General features: G+C 36.5%; 20 protein-coding genes and 14 tRNA genes. 6 read left to right on the top strand and 28 right to left on the bottom strand.

What is annotated here, in order from left to right:
• Nucleotides 1-114: 114 nt before the first annotated feature.
• Complete coding sequence (locus tag MHH85_RS02255; protein WP_340705814.1) at nt 115-375, bottom strand: hypothetical protein; 261 nt, start codon at nt 373-375, stop codon at nt 115-117.
• Between MHH85_RS02255 and MHH85_RS02250 the strand changes: the two genes are divergently transcribed.
• Nucleotides 367-675 (top strand): hypothetical protein, encoded by a 309-nt coding sequence (locus MHH85_RS02250; RefSeq protein WP_445684100.1) that lies wholly within the window; start codon nt 367-369, stop codon nt 673-675. The two genes, MHH85_RS02255 and MHH85_RS02250, sit on opposite strands and share 9 nt — an antisense overlap.
• 12 nt (nt 676-687) lie before the next feature.
• Nucleotides 688-1017 carry a hypothetical protein gene (locus MHH85_RS02245; protein WP_340705813.1) on the top strand — a complete coding sequence of 110 codons (330 nt, stop codon included), beginning with the start codon at nt 688-690 and terminating at the stop codon, nt 1015-1017.
• 365 nt (nt 1018-1382) lie between these two features.
• On the opposite strand, the gene MHH85_RS02240 is transcribed toward MHH85_RS02245, so the two are convergent.
• Nucleotides 1383-1817, bottom strand: coding sequence for a Dps family protein (locus MHH85_RS02240; protein WP_193740794.1), 435 nt, complete (start codon nt 1815-1817; stop codon nt 1383-1385).
• Nucleotides 1818-1915: 98 nt separating this feature from the next.
• Between MHH85_RS02240 and MHH85_RS02235 the strand changes: the two genes are divergently transcribed.
• The 3 genes from MHH85_RS02235 to MHH85_RS02225 all read left to right on the top strand — a co-directional run bounded on the left by MHH85_RS02235 (nt 1916) and on the right by MHH85_RS02225 (nt 3383).
• The gene (locus MHH85_RS02235) at nt 1916-2080 is read left to right on the top strand and encodes a hypothetical protein (RefSeq protein ID WP_157059205.1); all 165 of its coding nucleotides are present in this window, start codon (nt 1916-1918) and stop codon (nt 2078-2080) included.
• A complete protein-coding gene (gene yidD, locus MHH85_RS02230) occupies nt 2081-2314 on the top strand; it encodes a membrane protein insertion efficiency factor YidD (RefSeq protein ID WP_038188145.1) in 234 nt (77 codons plus the stop codon).
• A gap of 97 nt (nt 2315-2411) precedes the next feature.
• The gene (locus tag MHH85_RS02225; RefSeq protein ID WP_340705812.1) at nt 2412-3383 is read left to right on the top strand and encodes a metal ABC transporter solute-binding protein, Zn/Mn family; all 972 of its coding nucleotides are present in this window, start codon (nt 2412-2414) and stop codon (nt 3381-3383) included.
• 97 nt (nt 3384-3480) lie between these two features.
• Here the strand turns inward: MHH85_RS02225 and MHH85_RS02220 are convergent, their stop codons facing one another.
• From MHH85_RS02220 to MHH85_RS02185, 8 genes are all read right to left on the bottom strand, one after another.
• Complete coding sequence (locus MHH85_RS02220; RefSeq protein ID WP_340705811.1) at nt 3481-4188, bottom strand: ABC transporter permease subunit; 708 nt, start codon at nt 4186-4188, stop codon at nt 3481-3483.
• A complete protein-coding gene (locus MHH85_RS02215; RefSeq protein ID WP_340705810.1) occupies nt 4185-5033 on the bottom strand; it encodes an ABC transporter ATP-binding protein in 849 nt (282 codons plus the stop codon). The genes MHH85_RS02220 and MHH85_RS02215 overlap by 4 nt, the downstream gene beginning before the upstream one ends.
• A gap of 145 nt (nt 5034-5178) precedes the next feature.
• Nucleotides 5179-6138, bottom strand: coding sequence for a LytTR family transcriptional regulator DNA-binding domain-containing protein (locus tag MHH85_RS02210; protein WP_340705809.1), 960 nt, complete (start codon nt 6136-6138; stop codon nt 5179-5181).
• A gap of 181 nt (nt 6139-6319) precedes the next feature.
• A complete protein-coding gene (locus MHH85_RS02205) occupies nt 6320-7765 on the bottom strand; it encodes an o-succinylbenzoate--CoA ligase (protein ID WP_340705808.1) in 1446 nt (481 codons plus the stop codon).
• 210 nt (nt 7766-7975) lie between these two features.
• Nucleotides 7976-8794, bottom strand: coding sequence for a 1,4-dihydroxy-2-naphthoyl-CoA synthase (gene menB / locus MHH85_RS02200; protein ID WP_038188163.1), 819 nt, complete (start codon nt 8792-8794; stop codon nt 7976-7978).
• A 26-nt stretch (nt 8795-8820) separates the two neighbouring features.
• Entirely contained in the window at nt 8821-9636 is an 816-nt protein-coding gene (gene menH, locus MHH85_RS02195) for a 2-succinyl-6-hydroxy-2,4-cyclohexadiene-1-carboxylate synthase (protein WP_340705807.1), read from the bottom strand.
• Complete coding sequence (gene menD, locus MHH85_RS02190) at nt 9624-11348, bottom strand: 2-succinyl-5-enolpyruvyl-6-hydroxy-3-cyclohexene-1-carboxylic-acid synthase (protein ID WP_340705806.1); 1725 nt, start codon at nt 11346-11348, stop codon at nt 9624-9626. Before menD ends, menH begins: the two co-directional genes overlap by 13 nt.
• Nucleotides 11341-12726 carry an isochorismate synthase gene (locus MHH85_RS02185; protein ID WP_340705805.1) on the bottom strand — a complete coding sequence of 462 codons (1386 nt, stop codon included), beginning with the start codon at nt 12724-12726 and terminating at the stop codon, nt 11341-11343. The genes menD and MHH85_RS02185 overlap by 8 nt, the downstream gene beginning before the upstream one ends.
• Before the next feature lie 354 nt (nt 12727-13080).
• Here MHH85_RS02185 and MHH85_RS02180 point away from each other — a divergent pair, with 354 nt between their 5' ends.
• Entirely contained in the window at nt 13081-14016 is a 936-nt protein-coding gene (locus MHH85_RS02180; protein WP_340705804.1) for a hypothetical protein, read from the top strand.
• Between the two features lie 59 nt (nt 14017-14075).
• On the opposite strand, the gene MHH85_RS02175 is transcribed toward MHH85_RS02180, so the two are convergent.
• From MHH85_RS02175 to MHH85_RS02090, 18 genes are all read right to left on the bottom strand, one after another.
• Nucleotides 14076-15008, bottom strand: a complete 933-nt coding sequence (locus MHH85_RS02175; protein WP_340705803.1) for a dipeptidase — start codon at nt 15006-15008, stop codon at nt 14076-14078.
• Between the two features lie 45 nt (nt 15009-15053).
• The gene (locus MHH85_RS02170; protein ID WP_340705802.1) at nt 15054-16256 is read right to left on the bottom strand and encodes an MFS transporter; all 1203 of its coding nucleotides are present in this window, start codon (nt 16254-16256) and stop codon (nt 15054-15056) included.
• Nucleotides 16257-16473: 217 nt separating this feature from the next.
• The gene (locus MHH85_RS02165; RefSeq protein WP_340705801.1) at nt 16474-16965 is read right to left on the bottom strand and encodes a TraR/DksA C4-type zinc finger protein; all 492 of its coding nucleotides are present in this window, start codon (nt 16963-16965) and stop codon (nt 16474-16476) included.
• An 88-nt stretch (nt 16966-17053) separates the two neighbouring features.
• Nucleotides 17054-17818: a MerR family transcriptional regulator gene (locus tag MHH85_RS02160; RefSeq protein WP_193740813.1), complete on the bottom strand. Its 765-nt coding sequence runs from the start codon at nt 17816-17818 to the stop codon at nt 17054-17056.
• Between the two features lie 259 nt (nt 17819-18077).
• Nucleotides 18078-18149, bottom strand: a tRNA-Glu gene (locus tag MHH85_RS02155).
• A 4-nt stretch (nt 18150-18153) separates the two neighbouring features.
• Nucleotides 18154-18244, bottom strand: a tRNA-Ser gene (locus MHH85_RS02150).
• A gap of 5 nt (nt 18245-18249) precedes the next feature.
• Nucleotides 18250-18324: transfer RNA gene (locus MHH85_RS02145), tRNA-Asn, on the bottom strand.
• Nucleotides 18325-18334: 10 nt separating this feature from the next.
• Nucleotides 18335-18411: transfer RNA gene (locus tag MHH85_RS02140), tRNA-Ile, on the bottom strand.
• Between the two features lie 7 nt (nt 18412-18418).
• Nucleotides 18419-18492: transfer RNA gene (locus tag MHH85_RS02135), tRNA-Gly, on the bottom strand.
• A 4-nt stretch (nt 18493-18496) separates the two neighbouring features.
• Nucleotides 18497-18572: transfer RNA gene (locus tag MHH85_RS02130), tRNA-Phe, on the bottom strand.
• A gap of 29 nt (nt 18573-18601) precedes the next feature.
• Nucleotides 18602-18678, bottom strand: a tRNA-Asp gene (locus MHH85_RS02125).
• A 3-nt stretch (nt 18679-18681) separates the two neighbouring features.
• A tRNA-Met gene (locus MHH85_RS02120) sits at nt 18682-18758 on the bottom strand.
• Between the two features lie 32 nt (nt 18759-18790).
• Nucleotides 18791-18883: transfer RNA gene (locus MHH85_RS02115), tRNA-Ser, on the bottom strand.
• A 22-nt stretch (nt 18884-18905) separates the two neighbouring features.
• Nucleotides 18906-18982: transfer RNA gene (locus tag MHH85_RS02110), tRNA-Ile, on the bottom strand.
• A gap of 16 nt (nt 18983-18998) precedes the next feature.
• Nucleotides 18999-19072 (bottom strand) — tRNA-Met (locus tag MHH85_RS02105).
• Between the two features lie 27 nt (nt 19073-19099).
• A tRNA-Ala gene (locus MHH85_RS02100) sits at nt 19100-19175 on the bottom strand.
• Between the two features lie 19 nt (nt 19176-19194).
• A tRNA-Pro gene (locus tag MHH85_RS02095) sits at nt 19195-19271 on the bottom strand.
• 4 nt (nt 19272-19275) lie between these two features.
• Nucleotides 19276-19352, bottom strand: a tRNA-Arg gene (locus MHH85_RS02090).
• Nucleotides 19353-19364 lie beyond the last annotated feature (12 nt).

Raw genomic sequence — 19364 nt, 5'->3', positions numbered from 1 at the left:
TTGTCTCTCGCAGAATTTTCATCATCATAAGTTTGACGATAAAGATTTGGTTATTTTAGTGAATACGGTACAACTATACCTACTAGCCATTCACTACATTTAATTCATTATAAACTATAGTGTATTTTGAATTGCCGGTACAAGAGTTCGAAGAGGGTTAAGAATATCACTATTTATTTGTTTACTTGCATCTACCATTGATAACTGAGCCACTGCAATTGCTTGAGTACTGTCTTTTACCAACATCTCTAACTCTTTAGCTACAATTCTATTGTGCCCTTCTAGTTGACCTTCCATGACTAACTTGAATGCACCTTCAATAATATGTACTTCAATGTCTAATGATTTACTATCTTTGTTTGCAAATTGATTCAAGCGATTGATGGTTCCTTCAACTGTTGCGAAGGATTAAACGGCCGTTTCAATTCGCTACATAATATTCTCGTCTCTTTAGATGCTAAAGGACCCTTTGGTAGCCCCTTTGTTGATTCGAAAAGGACAGCTGTAACGGAGAATACTGTTGAAGCACTTCAAGTATTCTATTTACGTCCATCTTTATCTATAGAAAATAGTAATGCATTGTTAGAAGCTGCAGGTAAAATGTTCTCACAAGTGCATGGTGGCGACTTCACGACTGGTCTATTATTCAAAGATCAACAATCATTTGAAATTTAAGGAGGTTCTATAGTGGGTACTATTACATTAGCAGAAGCAGTAAAACTGAAAAGCATATTAACAAAAAAAGTACATGAGCTATCCTCCGAATTACAACGTGTTGCTTTTGTCCAAGTGGAAAAAGGCGAAGAACCAAAACCTTCTAAACGTTTACTTACAGAAGTAGATACTGAACTTGAAGATGTTCGAAAAGATATTCGCATACTAGATAAATTAGTATACCGTGCAAATATTGATCATATTCTTGCTGGATTCGTAAATACAATTTTTAACGGCTTTGATAAGTCACAAATTTCTTGGAAGAAAGGTACATCTAATTTAATTATTGGTTTCATACTTTGATAATTTTCATCCAATAAAGCAATATAATTCGTACAAGTAATCAAAATCGCATCTACACCACTGTTCTCTATCCATTGAACCTGCTCGATTACTTTGCGTTTTGCCTCTGCAATTGAAAATGTATTATCGTGATTGATGCGATTTATTAACCCTGGATCAACAAAATGCTGTAATTCCACATTCATTCCAGATAACGCTTCTTCTATATATCGTATATTGGAATAATGGGCATGTAGACATCCTAATACTTTCAACGTACATCCACCTTTCTTATTCAGAAAATAATAGCTAGATATGTAAAGCCTATATGAAGACACATAAAAAGACCAGTAACTTTTCGTTACTGGTCTTAGCATTATTAACAGTTAACCTAAGAATGCTTTTAACATCCAAACATGTTTATCAAGACTTTGATAAGTAGCATTTAATAAATCTTCCGTCATATCATCCTCTTCTTTTGCCGCTTCAACCATTCCTGATTTTAAGGATTTCATCACGATTTCAAAATCACTTATAACAGCTTCAACCATTTCATTTGTTGATTCGTTACCAGTCGCTTCTTTTACATTGGAAATTTCCAAATGTTCTTTTAATGTTGCAACGGGTTGTCCACCTAAAGTTAATATACGTTCTGCGATTTCATCTAAATGAGTTGCTGCTTCATTGTACAATTCCTCAAATTTCTCATGTAGCGTAAAGAAAGATGGTCCTTTCACATACCAATGGTAGTTATGTAATTTTGTATAAAGCACCGACCATGAAGCTACTAGTTGATTTAATTCATTTTGTAAAGCTGACATAAAACTTTCACACTCCTCTTTCTGTTTTAAGCACTATACTGTTAATATACCGCTATTTTAAGTAAAATAAACATGAAGAAATCATTGAGGTGAAATAAATGTCGATTGCTTGGATTGCCATAATGCCTGTTGTTATTTTGACAGTAGCTTTAGCAAGTTATTTAATTTACTATATCGCAAAAAACAACCAAAAAGATTCACATAAAACGATTGATCCTAAACCAACGCAGCCTTTTTATACTGCCGAGAAAGAAGATAAGTAAATGAAGTATATTTTCAAATTCCTTATTCGTATTTATCAAAAAGCGATTTCACCTTTGACTCCACCATCATGTCGCTTTTACCCAACATGTTCAAATTATGGGTTGGAAGCGATAGAAAAACACGGTGCTTTTAAAGGCGCTTACTTAGCTATCCGTCGCATTTTACGCTGTAATCCGCTACATCCAGGTGGATATGACCCTGTACCAGAAGAATGGCCTCCGAAAAAAGATTAGTTTCGGGGCTTTTTTTATTGTGTTTTTTTATAAACTCTTGTATGATAAAACATGTCAAAAAACAAATCGTAATGATTACTATTTAAGAGGTGCTAATATGAAAAAGGCTCTATCTATATTTTTAATTGCTATAATCGCTTTATTTACTGTTGCCTGCAATGCAGAAGACCAAGCAAATCAGGAAAAAAGCAAAAAAGACGTACTATCTATTTACACTACTGTTTATCCTTTAACTTACTTCGCAGAACGTATTGGTGGTAAGCATGTTGAAGTTAATTCCATTTACCCTCCTGGATCAAATGAACATTCTTTTGAACCAACGCAAAAAGATATGATGAATTTAGCAGACGCAGATTTATTTTTCTATGTTGGTTTAGGTCTTGAAGGCTTTGTTAACAATGCCCAAAAAACATTAAAAAATGAGAATGTAGAATTTATTGAAACTGCCGCTAATGTATCCGAGGAAAAACTAGACGTTAGTACAAGTGTTGCACATGAACATGAAGCTGAAGAAGAAGATCATGATCATGCACATGGTGATATTGACCCCCATGTATGGCTTTCACCTATCATCAGCCAAGATTTAGCACTTTCTATTAAAGACGCTTTAGTAAAAACTCAACCAAATCATAAAGAAGAATTTGAACAGAATTACAAAGCTTTAATCTCAGAGCTTCAAGATTTAGATAAAGAATTTAAAGAAATGGCAGATAATGCCCCGTCTAAAACATTCTTTGTATCTCACTCTGCATTTGGTTACATTGCTGGAACATATGGATTAACTCAAATCTCAGTAGCTGGATTGAATTCACAAGACGAACCATCACAAAAAGAATTAACAAAGATTGTCGATCAAGCAAAAGAGAATCATATTCACTATATCCTGTTTGAACAAAATGTTTCTTCTAAGTTAGCTGAAGTCATCCAAAAAGAAGTTGGTGCAGAACCACTTACTCTTCACAATTTAAGTGTTCTTACAGATGAGGACATTAAAAACGAAGAAACATACTTTACTTTAATGAAAAAAGATATCGAGACATTAAAAACGGCTTTAAACGAATCAAAATAATATGAGTTAAACAAAAATTAAACCCGTACAAAGAGTCCTTATAATGGCTCATTGCACGGGTTTTTAATTTTCACTTTAACACCAAATATTTATCCAATTAATCCACCATTCGTTTTTTAAAGGTAACCACTGTAGCAATAGCTGCTATAATAATCCAACCAATAATCACTGCAAATGGCTTAATTAAATCCCCTAAAGCAAAACTTTTTTCAAGTAGCTCTCCCAAAAGAATAATTTGAACACTTGGGAACCATTCGATCACTTTCAATATAGGATAATTTTCAATATACGCCATTCCCATAGGTCCTAATGAAAATATAGCTAGTACGGGTAATACAATAACAGACGATTCCATTACAGACTTAGCAAAAAGACCTAAAAATGTTCCGACAGCTATATAAAATACCGCTGATATCATTAGTGCTATTGCCATCACCACAAAATTCCTTGGCATATACCCTGAGAAATACATACATCCCCCTACAATAAGCATAGTAGAAATAAATGTTAGTGTACTTTTACCAATTAGGATTTCAGAAGTCGATGCTGGAGATAACATTAAACTCCTCAGTGTATTCTTCTCTTTCTCTTCAGCAATCAAGCAACATTGGACGTAGGTAGCTACCATCGAAAATGTAATGTTAATCGACATAAAGTACCCTTGAATTGTATCAACACCCACTCGAGAGTAAAAAGCTGCTAAAATAAGCGGTAAAAAAATCATTGATGATACTGCTAAATTACGCGAAAACTCCTTGTAGTCTTTCACTAAAATTGCTTGAATTCTTCTAACTGATGTATTCATAGTAGTTCCCTCCCCGTTACTTGTACGAAAATATCCCCTAGACTTGGTTCATTAGTCGATATACGTTCTACTTGATTATTTTGCATCCATTCAAACATTTGTTTTGCATCTTCCGAACCTTTACCAATTATTTCCTTCTTACCATCTAATAGTTCAACTGTTAATGTGTCATCTCCAAATTGGCGTTTTAAGTCGGTAGGTGCTCCAATTGCACGTATAGTCCCTTTATCAAGAAAAGCTACACGATTACAAAGTACCTCAGCTTCTGCCATATCATGCGTCGTTAAGAAAATTGTCGTTCCCATCTCATTCAATTTACGTAATCCAGCATAAATATGATTAGTGTTCACTGGATCAAGCGCAGAGGTCGGCTCATCTAAAAATAACAATTCTGGTTTGTGTAAAATAGCACGTGCTAATGTAACTCGTTGGATCATTCCTTTTGATAAAGTATTAACACGTTTCTTACGTTCTTCATATAAGTTAACAAACTTGAGCGCCTCTTCAACTGATGAATCAGGTAAATCATATAATCTACTATATAGTAAGAGGTTTTCTTCAATTGAAATTCTCGTATATAAACCACTATTATCTGTTAAGATACCAAATCGACTACGTGCTGCTGGTTGTTGCAATGCTCTCGCATCATTATTAAAGACGCGTACATCTCCACCTGATGCAGTAAGTTGCCCAGTTAATATTTTTATTGTCGTTGTTTTCCCCGATCCACTTGGCCCAAGGAAACCGAATATTTCCCCTTTTTTAATTTCAAAAGAAACATCTCGGATTGCCTGCTCCTTTTGAAAACTCTTTTCCAAATGGCTTACTTCAATTATTTTTTCCATTAATATTCCCCCTGTATTCGATCTTGACCTAAGAATACAAGAGGTTTTATGATTGCGCATTATATATCGGGTGAATGGAGCTATATGATGGTGAATGATATCAAATTATGGGTGAATGGAGACCGATTATTTCCTGAGAAATAATTTATATTCCGACTATTTTCTTCAATTCTACTAACTTACTTTTCGATAAAGGAACATGCGTTCTTTCGTTTTCAGATAAAATTAAGCTATAGCTATTTTTAGTCCATGTCACAATTTCTCTAACCTTTTGTAAATTAACAATATAAGAGCGATGGCAACGGAAGAAACCGAATGGAACTAGACGTTGTTCGAGATCATTAAGTGTTAAAGTACATGGAAACGCATCTCCACTGACATATACATTCACTAATCCATCTACACTCTCAATATAATCAATCTCAGGTGGATTAAATAATATAAATTTGTCATTTAGCTTGGTAGGAATTTTCTCTAATTTAATCAGCTGACTTTCTGGTTCAAGTGCTTTCTCGGTTTCTTTTCTCTCTTCCTGTAAATCCAATGGTTCTAATCCTGTTGAATCCAGACGATATAGATGCTCTGATGAACTCAGCAGATTTTCTAAACTATTCGCCAATAAATATACAATATATCCTTTTTCCTTTAATGCTGTAATGACAATATCAACAATACGTTTAGTTTCGACATCTAGATTTTGAAAAGGCTCTTCTAAAATATGTATAGGGTGTTCATGCATTAATAATTTGGCAAACCGTACTCTTTGAACTTGTACATCATTTAAATCCTTGATTTTTACACTTTTTTTATCCATTAACCCAGTAATTTTAAGAATATCCTCGAGTACTTCATTAGAATTATATAAAGCCCTTTCAAACTTCAGGCTTTCCATTACTGTTAATCGTTCGTAGCACCCTTCTTTTCTAAAGTGAAGGTTTATCTGATTGTTGTATTGGAGTTGTTGAACAATATATCCTATTTGCTCTACATCAGAGTATATACCAGTTACAGCTCCCTCATTAAATGGCAATTCGAATGAAGGACAAATTGTGACACCACCAATAACTGACTCAGGAATAACAATTTGCTGAAAATCTTTTGTCATGATTTATAACTTCCTCTCACAAATAATAAAATTATACAACACAATGGAAATTAATTCATTTAAACCAATTAAAATACATATAAAAGCTACTGAATTCGACTAAATATCAATGCTGTTATACAAAATTAAACCATCTATGATATTAATCATCATAGATGGTTTAATTAATTTAATCTTGATTTTATTCTTTGTTTAATAACTCTTTTAATTTTCTTCGCAATAACTTATTTGAGCCATTGCGAGGTAATTCACTAACGAAATAAATTTGATGTGGTACTTTGTAATTGGCTAAATGTTCCCTGCAAAACGTCGACAATTCATCTACACTTATTCTCTCTTTTAATACAACAAATGCATTAGGTACTTGCCCCCATTTTTCATCCTCTACTCCACATACACCAGCTTCACGGACCGCTTCATGTGAAACAAGTACATTTTCAATCTCCGCAGGATAAATATTTTCACCACCGGAAATGATTAAATCTGAACGACGATCAACGACATACAAATAACCTTCATCATCGAGATAGCCAATATCTCCTGAATGTAACCAGCCATTTTCCTGAGAAGACTTATGCGCGAACCTCCCTATATATCCAGGTGTTACATGGGGACCACGAATTAAAATCTCACCTTGATCAAAAGCTTTCTCTGCTCCATCAATACGGATTTGATTGAAAAAGAGAGCTTTACCCGCAGATCCTAATTTACGTATTGCATCTGTACTTGATAAAGTTGCTGTTTGAGAAGATGTTTCTGTCATACCGTATGTTTGGGAAACATTAAGTCCAAGTTCTTCCGCTCTCTTCAAATAATCGATTGGAACCGGCCCGCCTCCAGCAAGCATTGTTAAAAACTTTGGAGAAACTTTAACATTTCTAGCTTCCAACTCCGATAAAATTCTTTCTAAAGTGACAGATACAACTGACATTCTTGTTACAGTACCTGCTACTAATTCATTTACTATTTCTTTAACGTTAAATTTAGGATAGAGTTTAATTTCAACACCATGCAATAATGATTTAGCTAGCATGGAAAATCCACTGATATGAAATAATGGCATTGTACAAAGCCAGCAATCACCTTCTACTAAACCCATATTATAAACGGAGGAAGTAGCACTTGAAACGTGATTCCCTACCGTTTGGCGAACTCCTTTTGGATAGCCAGTGGTACCAGATGTATACATGATTGTCATCGTGTCATCATCATCCCACTCACCTGCAAGAACGAAGTCTCGCTGATGACTTGTATTAATTTCATTAAAAGTCAATGTTGGCACATTATTAACAGGTAATTTCTCCACTAGTAAGTCCGCTACTAAAATAAAATTAACTGCCGCATCATCAATTTGATAAGCTAGCTCCTTTTCTGTTAATCGTAAATTTAATAGCACCATCTCACATTGCAAATGCATACAAGCATACATCATCCAAATAATATTGGGATGGGATGGTGCATAAATAGCTACACGAGATTGCCGCTTTACGCCATTTGCAATTAATTTTCCAGCTAGAATAAGTGCTTTATCATTCACTTCTTTAAAAGTCCACTGTTCTTCTTCAAAGCTAAGTGCAATCCGCTCAGGTGTTAATAAGCTACGTTGTAAAAGCCAGTTTGGTATCATTTTTTCACCCCCGCCTTAATTATGTTGATAAAAAAAGCTGCCCTTAGAGGACAGCTTACAATGACAACTTTTCTGAGCTGTCATTAGGTGAAAATTACTTGAAGTATTTACTCGACAGTTCCAGCTTCAGGCGATAACTGCTCGCAGCTGGACGAGCATTTTGTTGGTCATGCAACCGTTACGACAAACTTAGGCAGTCTTCCTTAGCTATTAAGGGAAACGTGGGAACTGGCCAAAGTCTGGTTCGCGTTTCTCTTTGAATGCGTCGCGACCTTCTTTTGCTTCGTCTGTTGTATAGTAAAGTAAAGTTGCGTCTCCAGCGAATTGTTGAAGACCTGCTAAACCATCTGTGTCTGCGTTGAATGATGCTTTTAGGAAGCGTAATGCAGTAGGTGATTTAGAAAGCATTTCTTCACACCATTGAACAGTTTCGTCTTCTAATCTTTCTAGAGGAACAACTGTATTTACTAAGCCCATATCCAATGCTTCTTGTGCATCGTATTGACGGCATAGGTACCAAATTTCACGTGCTTTTTTATGGCCAACGATACGTGCTAAGTAACCTGCACCGTAACCAGCGTCAAATGAACCTACTTTAGGTCCAGTTTGTCCAAAGCGAGCGTTTTCTGCTGCGATAGTTAAATCACAAACGATGTGTAACACATGTCCGCCACCAATTGCGTAACCAGCAACCATTGCTACTACAGGTTTTGGCGTGATACGGATTAAATGTTGTAAGTCTAATACGTTTAGACGAGGAATGTTGTCATCTCCAACATAGCCACCGTTTCCGCGAACTTTTTGGTCTCCGCCTGCGCAGAAAGCTTGGTCGCCTTCACCAGTTAAAATAATTACACCGATATTTGCATTATCACGTGCACGTGTAAATGCGTCGATTAATTCTGAAGTTGTTTTTGGACGGAATGCATTTCGCACTTCCGGACGATTAATTGTAATTTTAGCGATACCATTATAAGATTCATACTTAATATCTTCGTATGTACGCTCTGTTACCCATTGACGAGTCATATATATGATCCTCCTACTTGTAATTTTTAAATTTGTTCCTCTATTATTGTAGCAAAAGTTTCAGGATTTTCCACATGAATTGCATGTCCAGCTTTTGGTACGACTACATGCTTACAATTTTGGAATAAATTCTTCATGTCGATAGCCTTTTGATAAAATTTCTTATCTAACTCACCTGTTACTAAAACAACAGGTTTAGTAAAGGCTGCCAACTCATCCCAATATGATTTCTGTTGTCCTGTACCTACGCCTCTTAAACTGTTTGCTAAACCTCTTTCATTTTGCAATAAGCGCTCTGCACGAATTTCCTCTTGAATGTCTAGAGGTAAGTTTTTTTGTGAATCGAATAAGGATATGTTCTCCCAATAATCCACAAATGCTTGTATACCTTCTTCTTCAAGACGATCTGCTAGAGTATTATCAGCTTTTACTCTGACAGTGCGTTCTTCAATCGTTTGCAGACCTGGTGAAGCACTTTCCAAAATAAGTTGCTCAATTGATTCGGGATATTGCAAAGCATACGCTAATGCGATGCGTCCCCCCATAGAATAACCTACTAACGTGAATTTATTGATACCACGTTGTACCAACAATTCATGTATGGCTGCAATTTGCTTCTCCATGGAATAATGCTCTACGTTTTTGGGGCTATCTGTGTAACCATGACCAATCAAATCAATTGCAATGATACGTACTTGATCACCCATTAAGCTTTTTACTTTGTCCCATGTTGCAGAACTGCCAGTAAAGCCATGTAATAATACAACGGTTTTTTCGACGCGCGGATTAATTATTTTATAATGCACGTTTAAGCCGTTTATTGTCATTATTACGCTTGCCATTTTGCATCTAACTCCTCACCAATCGCTCCCCATAATTTACGGTGTGTCTCAACATTTACTTGACGATTTGTAAATACTTCTATCAAACGAAGCGGTTTTTGTTTTGGTGTTTGTAACACTTCTACAAATACCTCTTTTGTTTCTACAGCTTGATATTCTGCTCCGTACATTACTGCGATTTCTTTAAAGTTAAGTCCTGAAGGTGTTCCGAATAATTCTTCATAATGTGCTTCTTCTGTAGCTTGTGCTAAATATGAGAAAATACCACCGCCATCATTATTCATCACAACGATCGTCATATTACACGCTTGATATCGTGTCGTAATTAATCCATTCACATCATGTAAAAACGCTAAATCACCAATCAATAAATACGTTTCACGCTGTCTTGCAAGTTGCATACCAAAAGCAGTAGACACAACACCATCAATGCCATTTGCACCGCGATTCGCAAAAACTTTCACATCTTTTACCGTTTTATTGAAAAATGTATCTACATCTCGGATTGGCATACTACTACTAGCAAATAAATCACTTGCTTCAGGTAAATTTGTAAATAGCGTCGCTGCCATTGCACCCTCATCAGATTGCTCTACTAAATACTGCTTAATATGCTTTGTTGCAATATCATTTGCAGCAATCCATTTAGATCTATAAATAGTATCGATTATTGACTCAACAGTGACATCTTCTAACCAGTCACTGACACCGGCATGTATGTGATGTGTAGCAATTGCTAAAGAATCACGGAACATCGGATTCTCATCTATTACTATAAATGTATCTGGTTTAACCAAAGTTAAAAATAATGAAAGAGGTTTTGATACTAGCTGTGCACCAAAGCGAATAATAGTATCAGGTGCCATAGAATTTTTAAAAGCCTCGTTTTTCAAAATAGCATCATACTGATCAATGATATAATCCATACAATCTTCAGGAATATTCGAGCGTAAATGAGATAGGCTCTCTACAAGAACTGGCCATTTCACCTTTCGAATAAAATCCCAAACAGCTTCTATGTCCGCTCCAGGACTCATCTCACCGAAAATTAATAATCCTTTTTCAGCTTTGTTAATTGCAGCCTCTAATGTATTAAATGCCTTTTTCGAAGGACGTAATTCAGCTCCGTAACTTTCCACAAATGTTCCAACTGGTAATGTCTCTTGGAAATTGATGAGTAGTGGTTCACGGAAAGGTACATTAATTTGTACAGGGCCAGCAGGTGCAGTCGTCGCAATCGACATCGCACGTACTATATGACGTTCGATAAATGACATTGTCCCTGTTGATGTATCTGGTAGTGGGAAGTCAACTGACCATTTTACTTGCTTACCGTATAAATTCACTTGATCGATTGCTTGTGGTGCTCCGACTTCACGTAATTCATGTGGACGATCGGCCGTTAATATGATCAAAGGTACACGCGCATAGCTCGCTTCTACAATTGCAGGGAAGTAATTCGCTGCCGCTGTTCCTGATGTACAAACTAGCACAACCGGTCTCACACTTGCCTTTGCAATACCTAATGCCAAAAATGCTGCAGAACGCTCATCTACTTGACGGTATAAATTAAATTCCTTTGAAGAAGCAAAAGCATAAGCAAGTGGAGTTGAGCGTGAGCCCGGACTCACAACTACATCTCGTGCACCTGCCTCATATAATGACGCAACGAGCTTATAAACATAGCTCGTTAAAGTCTCTTTCTCACTCATGTAATTGTCCTCCTAAAGCTCGTAACATCGGACGGAATTTCACTAAAGTTTCATCGTATTCACTGCTTGGTTGTGAATCAGCTACAATGCCACCACCAGCATATAAAAATGCTTGATCTTTAGCTAATAGAGCCGAACGAATAGCTACAGCAAATTCCCCGTTACCTTGAGCATCTAGCCACCCAATTGGAGCTGCATAGAGTCCGCGATTCAATGGTTCATATTCTCGTATTACTTGCATTGCCTTCATACGAGGTACGCCCCCTAAAGCCGGTGTTGGGTGTAATGTTTTTACTAATTGTAAAACAGTCGCTCCTTCTTTCAATGGACCTTCAACTGGTGTAAACAGATGTTGTATATCTCTAATTTTCAGCAACTGAGGCGCATTTGGAATTTGATAACTTGCACAGTTTTCTTTAAATGTCTGTAAAATCATATCCACCACATATTGATGCTCGGAAAGGTTTTTCGTATCATTTAATAAGCTTTGTCCTAGCAAGTCATCTTCTTCAGCCGTTTTCCCTCGTTTGATAGAACCTGCAATACATGAAGAGTAAGCATATTTATCGGAAACCTTTACTAAACGCTCAGGTGATGCTCCGAAAAACAATTTACCTTGTTCTTCTAGGCCAAATAGATAACTGTCTGGCTGCTCCATCATTACTTGTGACAACACATTAGGAGATGTTACTTGTTCTTCAAATTGCAAAGCGAGAGAGCGTGCAATGACAACTTTATCTGCTTCTTTTTGGCGTATTAAAGACGTCACCTTGCTAATTGATTCCAAGTATTCTTCTTTATAAGGCTCATAACTGCTCTTAATTTGTGGCTTGGCATATATTTTTAACGCCTTTACTTGCGCTGTATGAATCAATTCATCACGCTCTTTGCGTAAGGCATTAAGCGCTTCTGTCGTATTCTCTTCATCAGTGATCAAATGAATACTCACATAAGCTTGATCATTTTTCACTACAAGTTGGTATGTTGCAACAGCAAAAAAAGCTTCAGGAAAACCTGTCCATTCACCTGACACTTCATTTTCCGTATCAAATGTAAAACCACCAAACAAAATAGGTTGAATATTGTTTTCATCATTCACAACATTTTGCGTTAGCTTTTTCCATTGTTGTTCTACGTCATCAAATCTATGTTCTTTTGCATCGCTTGAAATTGTTTGAGCATGACCCAAACCTGCAAGCGTAAATGTTTTTTCACGATTTTGCCAAAAAAATCGTTGTCCAGCAAATGATTGCTCACCCGCTTCAAAAAAGGCGAGCGCTGACAATCGACTTACTTCTATTGTTTCTATATGAAAATATAATGTCGATTGCTCTGTTTCAATTCGGTCGCCGGTTGTTGCTGACAACTTCCGATTCATGAAAATTCCCTCCGTCAACGAATACCACCAATTAATGGAATCCACTCGTACATACTTAAATATCCTATACTATCATACATCTTTATTGGCAATTCGGCACTTCATTTGCAAAGTTCAATTGCATTTTCTATGTATTTTCGCTAGTAATTTACTAAAAAATTCTAATACAGCTAAAATATAAACGTCATGATAGATTATGTCATGAGGTTTTATCTACTAACATATATTTTACTTATGAACATTTAGGTTGATTTGAAAGGTTGAAATCAATATTATTAAATGACTAAAAAATGAAGAAAAGGGGTTTTCACAACGAGAAAACACTTAGAAGCCAAGCAACTGGGGACAGCATTTATGAAAATAAAACGAATTCTATTGAAAAAGCCACATATCCTTGTAAGCCTTGCAATTGCTTTCTTATGCCTCTTTGTAAGTAATACCAACAATTCACCTGTAATGGCTAGTAATGAAAAGAAGTTAGCCCCCATTCAATTAGATATGGGTGGGATTTCTGTTGCACGGGAAATTTTTGATACTTTAAGCAGCTCAGACTATGTAGTTATGAGTGTGGGAGTAATACCTCATCCTCATACCATAACTATTTCCCTCAAGCTCACTAATGAAGAATTAGAAAAAGAAAATCCAATAGTGACAAAGAAAGTTGAAGAAATTTTGGCAGCCCACTATACTGACGATTATAAAATCAAAATTGAGAAATTCGAAAACGTTCCTCCTAATGAGTTGCCATCTAAAAGTGAAGAAATCCATAAAGAAATGCTTAACCTCTTCCCTATCATTTCAAAAACCATGAAAAAATTCGGATATGATACACCGCCTAGCATAGCATATAACGATATAAAATCTGGAATCCTCATTATAGAATTACCTAATACTGAAAAAAGAAAAAAGACTATAAAGCTAGCTGTGGAAAAGGCTTTAAAGAAGGAAAAGTTTAAAATTAAAAAAGTTGAATTTAAACTGTATAACAAATCGAAAAGACTTCAAGATTATAGATGGAGTCCAATTATTAGCACTATTTCAGATAATCTTATTGGGAAAAGTGATTACATGCTGAAAGGTGTAAGTTATCAAATAAAGAATGGAAAAACCTATATTTCTTTAAACACGGGGTTAGACAAGTCTAAGTCGGAAAATATCACTTATTTAAAAGAGACTTTCAAGAAATTTTTCACATTAGAATCCACTAAAACCCAGATAAAGAAAGATGCTTACGAATTAATCATTTACGGCACAAATAAGCAAATACTAGTGAAAATAACAAAGAATTAACTTCACTGCAAAAAAAACGTAATGACAACCTAGGTCATGACGTTTTTTTATACTTAATTTTATATTTTTTTCACATAAGATAAGAAGTTATTACTCGCGATACCTTTCACTTCATCCTTAGTAAAATGTTCTTGCAATTTCTCTAACAAATTTTGAGTTTGAGATGCATTCTGTAAATTCCCAACAAACTGGTGAATGCCATCAAAATCTGATCCTAACCCTAAATTCTCTACACCAACTACATTTGCTAAATGCACAAAATGTTGAATCAATGCCTGCATTGTAGCAGATTCAGTATGATTGACAATGAACTCTGGATAATAAACAAGATGAATATGACCACCATGTTCTACAAGAGCCTTTGCCTGCTCATCCGTTAAATTACGAGGATGGTCACATAATGCACGTGCATTCGAGTGACTAGCAATAATATGTTTAGCCATCGGTAGTACATCCCAAAATCCTTGCATATTTAAATGTGATACATCTATGAGTATGTCACGTTCATTTAATAATGCCACAACCTCTTTTGCAAAATCTTTCAAACCTAAATTAGGGTCATTTTGTGCACCATAAGCAACAGCATTCTCATTATTCCAAGTGAGGCCAACTAGTTTCACGCCTGCGTCTAATATAGCCTGTAATTTGAATAGATCGGCTCCGATGGCATCACAACCTTCTAATGTTAAAACCGCTCCAATTTCACCTTCTTGTAGCGTTTCTAGTTGATGCCAATCTGTAATATGTACCATCTCCGGATTTGGAGCAAGCACTTGTGTTTGGAATAATTCAATTTGGCGGAGTGCCTCTAAGTATTTTCTCCCTTGAGGTATATCTTCATCTACGAAAATCGCAAAAAATTGCACCTTCACTTTTCCTTGCTTTAAGCGTTCTAAATTTGCTTGTAATTGTGGTGCATTTCTAAAATTAAGTGGTTCTTCGGCTATGGACAATTTCCATAACACATCACAATGCAAATCGATAATATTCATATGTTGTACCCCCATTAGCTATCTTACTGCACATATTATACATGGTTACGATGTTTCAGCATAATATCGCTTGTTTGATTTTTGAAATACTTGTGTACACAATATAACCGATAGTAGCACTGCTATTGCCGAAAATCCTACAGCTACCATTTGTAAAGAAAACCATTCAGCTAGAGCACCGATAATAAAAGTAAATGAAATTTGTATTATACTCAAGAACATTGCTGTAACACTACCAAACCGCCCCATAATTTCTGTTGGCACATTTTTTTGATAGAAAGTATCATATCCTGAGTTGGAGAATGACATAAAGAACCCTAAAAAGATAAATGCTGCAGTTGCTGTCCAAAACCCTACAGAGCTGTAAAATAATAAATAGCCAACTGTGGTCATCAACATACCTACGGCAAAGTATATTTGTAATGATATTTTTTTCACCAACATTGCTGATATTGATGCCCCAATAATTGAACCTATCCCTGTAATGCTAACGATTACTCCATACATTTGATTAGATAATCCTAGGTTTTGCTTAATAAATGTCACCTCTTGTGAATCTAGAGAAAAAGCAATCATTAAAGCAACTTGGAATAATAAATATACTTTTATAAAATAATGATCTTGTTTTATATATGACTTAACAACTTGCCAATCTGCTAACATCATTTTTATAGTAATTGGTTCACGCTTTAATATTGTTTTATCTTCGATATTTGGTAACAGGTAAATACAAAAAGCACAACAAAAGAATGTTATTGCGTTAATCACAACACATATCGTTGTACCAACTGTTACAATTAGTATACCTGCAAGCGCAGGGCCGATTAAAAATGAACCTGAATTCATCATACTCATAATTGAATTAAATCGTCGTCGATCGGTTTCCTTTACAAATTTTGTGATATAAAAAGTAGAGCTGGGCCCAAAAAAGGAACCGGCCATATTTGCAACAAATATGATGGTATAAATTATCCAAATCGACCCCATAAAAGGTACAAGTAGCACAAGTAAACCTCTTATTACATCAGAAAATATCATTAACCTTCTCTTATTCTGCCTATCAATTATGGATCCGGCGAAGAAATTCGTTAGTAACTTTGCAACAGGACCTACAATATAAATACCTGCAACTGCTGCTGCTGATTTGGTCATATCAAGAACCAAGACATTTAACGCGATTATGTAAATCCAATTTCCAAAAAAGGAAACACCAATTCCACTAAGTAATAAAGAATATCTTTTCCACATCCCTATTTTCACCCCTTATTTCAATCATTTGATGAAACTGTAATTCTCCCCTTCAAAATACATTAAAATCTATATATTTCCATTTTACGATTATGGAAACTTAATATGAATATAAATTTCTGAAAAATTCATAAAATAATTTTCTAATTTCACATGGTTGTCATTAATATTGAGCACAACAAAAATGGAACTGTATCTCCACAGTCCCATTTTTACTTTATTCTATTTGATCGCTAGGTGAATCTGAGGAACCGTATGCTTCTACTTCTAGAAAACTGTCCTCATTATCAACAATTGATCTATCATCCTGTATAGGTCGCTCTGTTGAAGCATTTAATAGTTCCTCCTCAACAGGTCTGTCAGTAGGTACCTTATTTTCTGGTACATGCTCGACACATGTCAGTGCTGTTGGAATAGCCTCTAATCGACCGAATGGAATGTCTTCTCCACATTCGCTACATTTTCCATAAGAACCATCATCAATAGCTCGCAACGCAGCCTCAAGTTTTTCAATTTGTTGTCCATTATGTTCACCAATCGCCATTTCTGTTACTTGATCTGTTAAATCAGTTGCTTGATCTGCAGGATGGTTGTCATAATTGGATAACTCTGTTGAATCTGGGGGCTCATGTGTATATTTTCTTCCCTGCAACACAAATAATTCTTGTATCATTTGATTTTTTAAATTTTGATATTTTGTGTTCGTCATTTTATTCCTCCATTAATATAACCTATTTATTATTATTTCCTATATTTTTTAAATCAAACATAAAAAAGAGTACTGCTTTTGCAGTACTCTAATTATTCATTCCAGTATAGATTAATATAGCATCTCTTAAAAGTTGTGCTGTACCAGTTTGCTCTTTATCATAATAGCTCGTGAAACGTTCATCTGCTATATACATTTCTGCAAGTCCTGCATGTGCTTCTTTGCTATACTTTGGCCAATAATACATTAACCATCGCTTATGTGCTTCGGCAGCACGCTGAGCAACATCACTATCAGCTTGACCAGTTTCCATTGCTCGTTTTAATAAACTCATCACTTCTTGCTCCAATGCTTGCACTTTTTCATATTGCTGCTCAGTCATTTGTTGCACTTTATTATTGGATGCATCAACTGTAGCATCTCCGTAATTTTGTCGTATCTCTTCGCCATATTCTTTTTCATTATCTAAAATCATTTTTTCCTTTAAACCTTCAAACTTTTCTTCGTTTGACATTTGAACTCCTCCATTCATAGCTCTGATTGTTTTAGTTACCGTTGTTATCATGACATCTAATTGTTGGCGTTTCTCCATTAATGCCTTATAATGCTCCATTAGGGCATTCTTATAGTCAAAATTCTCGACTGTTATGATCTCTTTAATGACTTCTAACTTAAAGCCTAATTCACGATAAAATAATATTTGCTGTAACAAATCAATCTCTTCTTGCCCATAAATACGATAACCTGAAGAATTTACACGTGCAGGTTTTAACAAGCCAATATCATCATAATAACGCAATGTTCTAGAACTAACTCCTGACAGCTGAGCAAGTTTTTGAATCGTCATTTCCATCTCTTTTCACCTCCATGTTTCTACTATATAGTTTGACGTAACGTTAAGGTCAATAGGATATAATTTAAAAAATCTAAGTACCGGCAAACAGCCTTTACGTAGTATGTTACTTCATATATTTATGATGATTTTTAACTTGCCTAATTATAAAGAACTCTTTTTCATAATCTGCAAAAATTGCTTTAACTCATTAAAAATACGCCTTTTCAAACGCAAAAAAACCATTAGAATCAAATATGATTCTAATGGTTTTTTAGTATGACCCCTACGGGATTCGAACCCGTGTTACCGCCGTGAAAGGGCGGTGTCTTAACCGCTTGACCAAGGGGCCTATATGGCGGAGAAGGAGGGATTTGAACCCTCGCGCCGCTTACGCGACCTACACCCTTAGCAGGGGCGCCTCTTCAGCCACTTGAGTACTTCCCCATATATGGCTCCGAAGGTAGGACTCGAACCTACGACCGTCCGGTTAACAGCCGGATGCTCTACCACTGAGCTACTTCGGAATAATTTTAATGGTGGGCCTAAATGGACTCGAACCATCGACCTCACGCTTATCAGGCGTGCGCTCTAACCAGCTGAGCTATAGGCCCATAAAATTGGAGCGGGTGAAGAGAATCGAACTCTCGACAACAGCTTGGAAGGCTGTGGTTTTACCACTAAACTACACCCGCATCATGGTGGGTCAGGACGGAATCGAACCGCCGACACTTAGAGCTTCAATCTAATGCTCTACCAACTGAGCTACTGACCCATGATGATTAATACAATATTTTTAAAAAATGGCGGTCCGGACGGGACTCGAACCCGCGACCTCCTGCGTGACAGGCAGGCATTCTAACCAACTGAACTACCGGACCATTTGGTTGCGGGGACAGGATTTGAACCTGTGACCTTCGGGTTATGAGCCCGACGAGCTACCGAACTGCTCCACCCCGCGATAATGATATTATGAAATTAACTTTTAAAAAATGGAGGAGGAAGAGGGATTCGAACCCCCGCGCGGTATGACCCGCCTGTCGGTTTTCAAGACCGATCCCTTCAGCCAGACTTGGGTATTCCTCCAAAAAATATAACGTTGTGTAGATGGTGGACCTTGCAGGACTCGAACCTGCGACCGGACGGTTATGAGCCGTCTGCTCTAACCAACTGAGCTAAAGGTCCTTTAGTTTGGTTAGTATGGCGGCAGAGGGGATCGAACCCCCGACCTCACGGGTATGAACCGTACGCTCTAGCCAGCTGAGCTACGCCGCCATGATGGTATTAAATTTAGTAATAAATTGGTGGAGCCTAGCGGGATCGAACCGCTGACCTCCTGCGTGCAAGGCAGGCGCTCTCCCAGCTGAGCTAAGGCCCCATAGGGTTGAAAGTATTAATGGTCGGGAAGACAGGATTCGAACCTGCGACCCCTTGGTCCCAAACCAAGTGCTCTACCAAGCTGAGCTACTTCCCGTTAATGGCGCGCCCGGCAGAAGTCGAATCCACAACCTTCTGATCCGTAGTCAGACGCTCTATCCAATTGAGCTACGGGCGCATTTATATCACT

Origin of the sequence: Viridibacillus sp. FSL E2-0187 (assembly GCF_038006425.1) — a bacterium.
Taxonomy (GTDB): Bacteria; Bacillota; Bacilli; order Bacillales_A; family Planococcaceae; genus Viridibacillus; species Viridibacillus arvi.
Note: the sequence above shows the minus strand (reverse complement) of the source record. Positions and strands in the feature narration are given on the sequence as shown.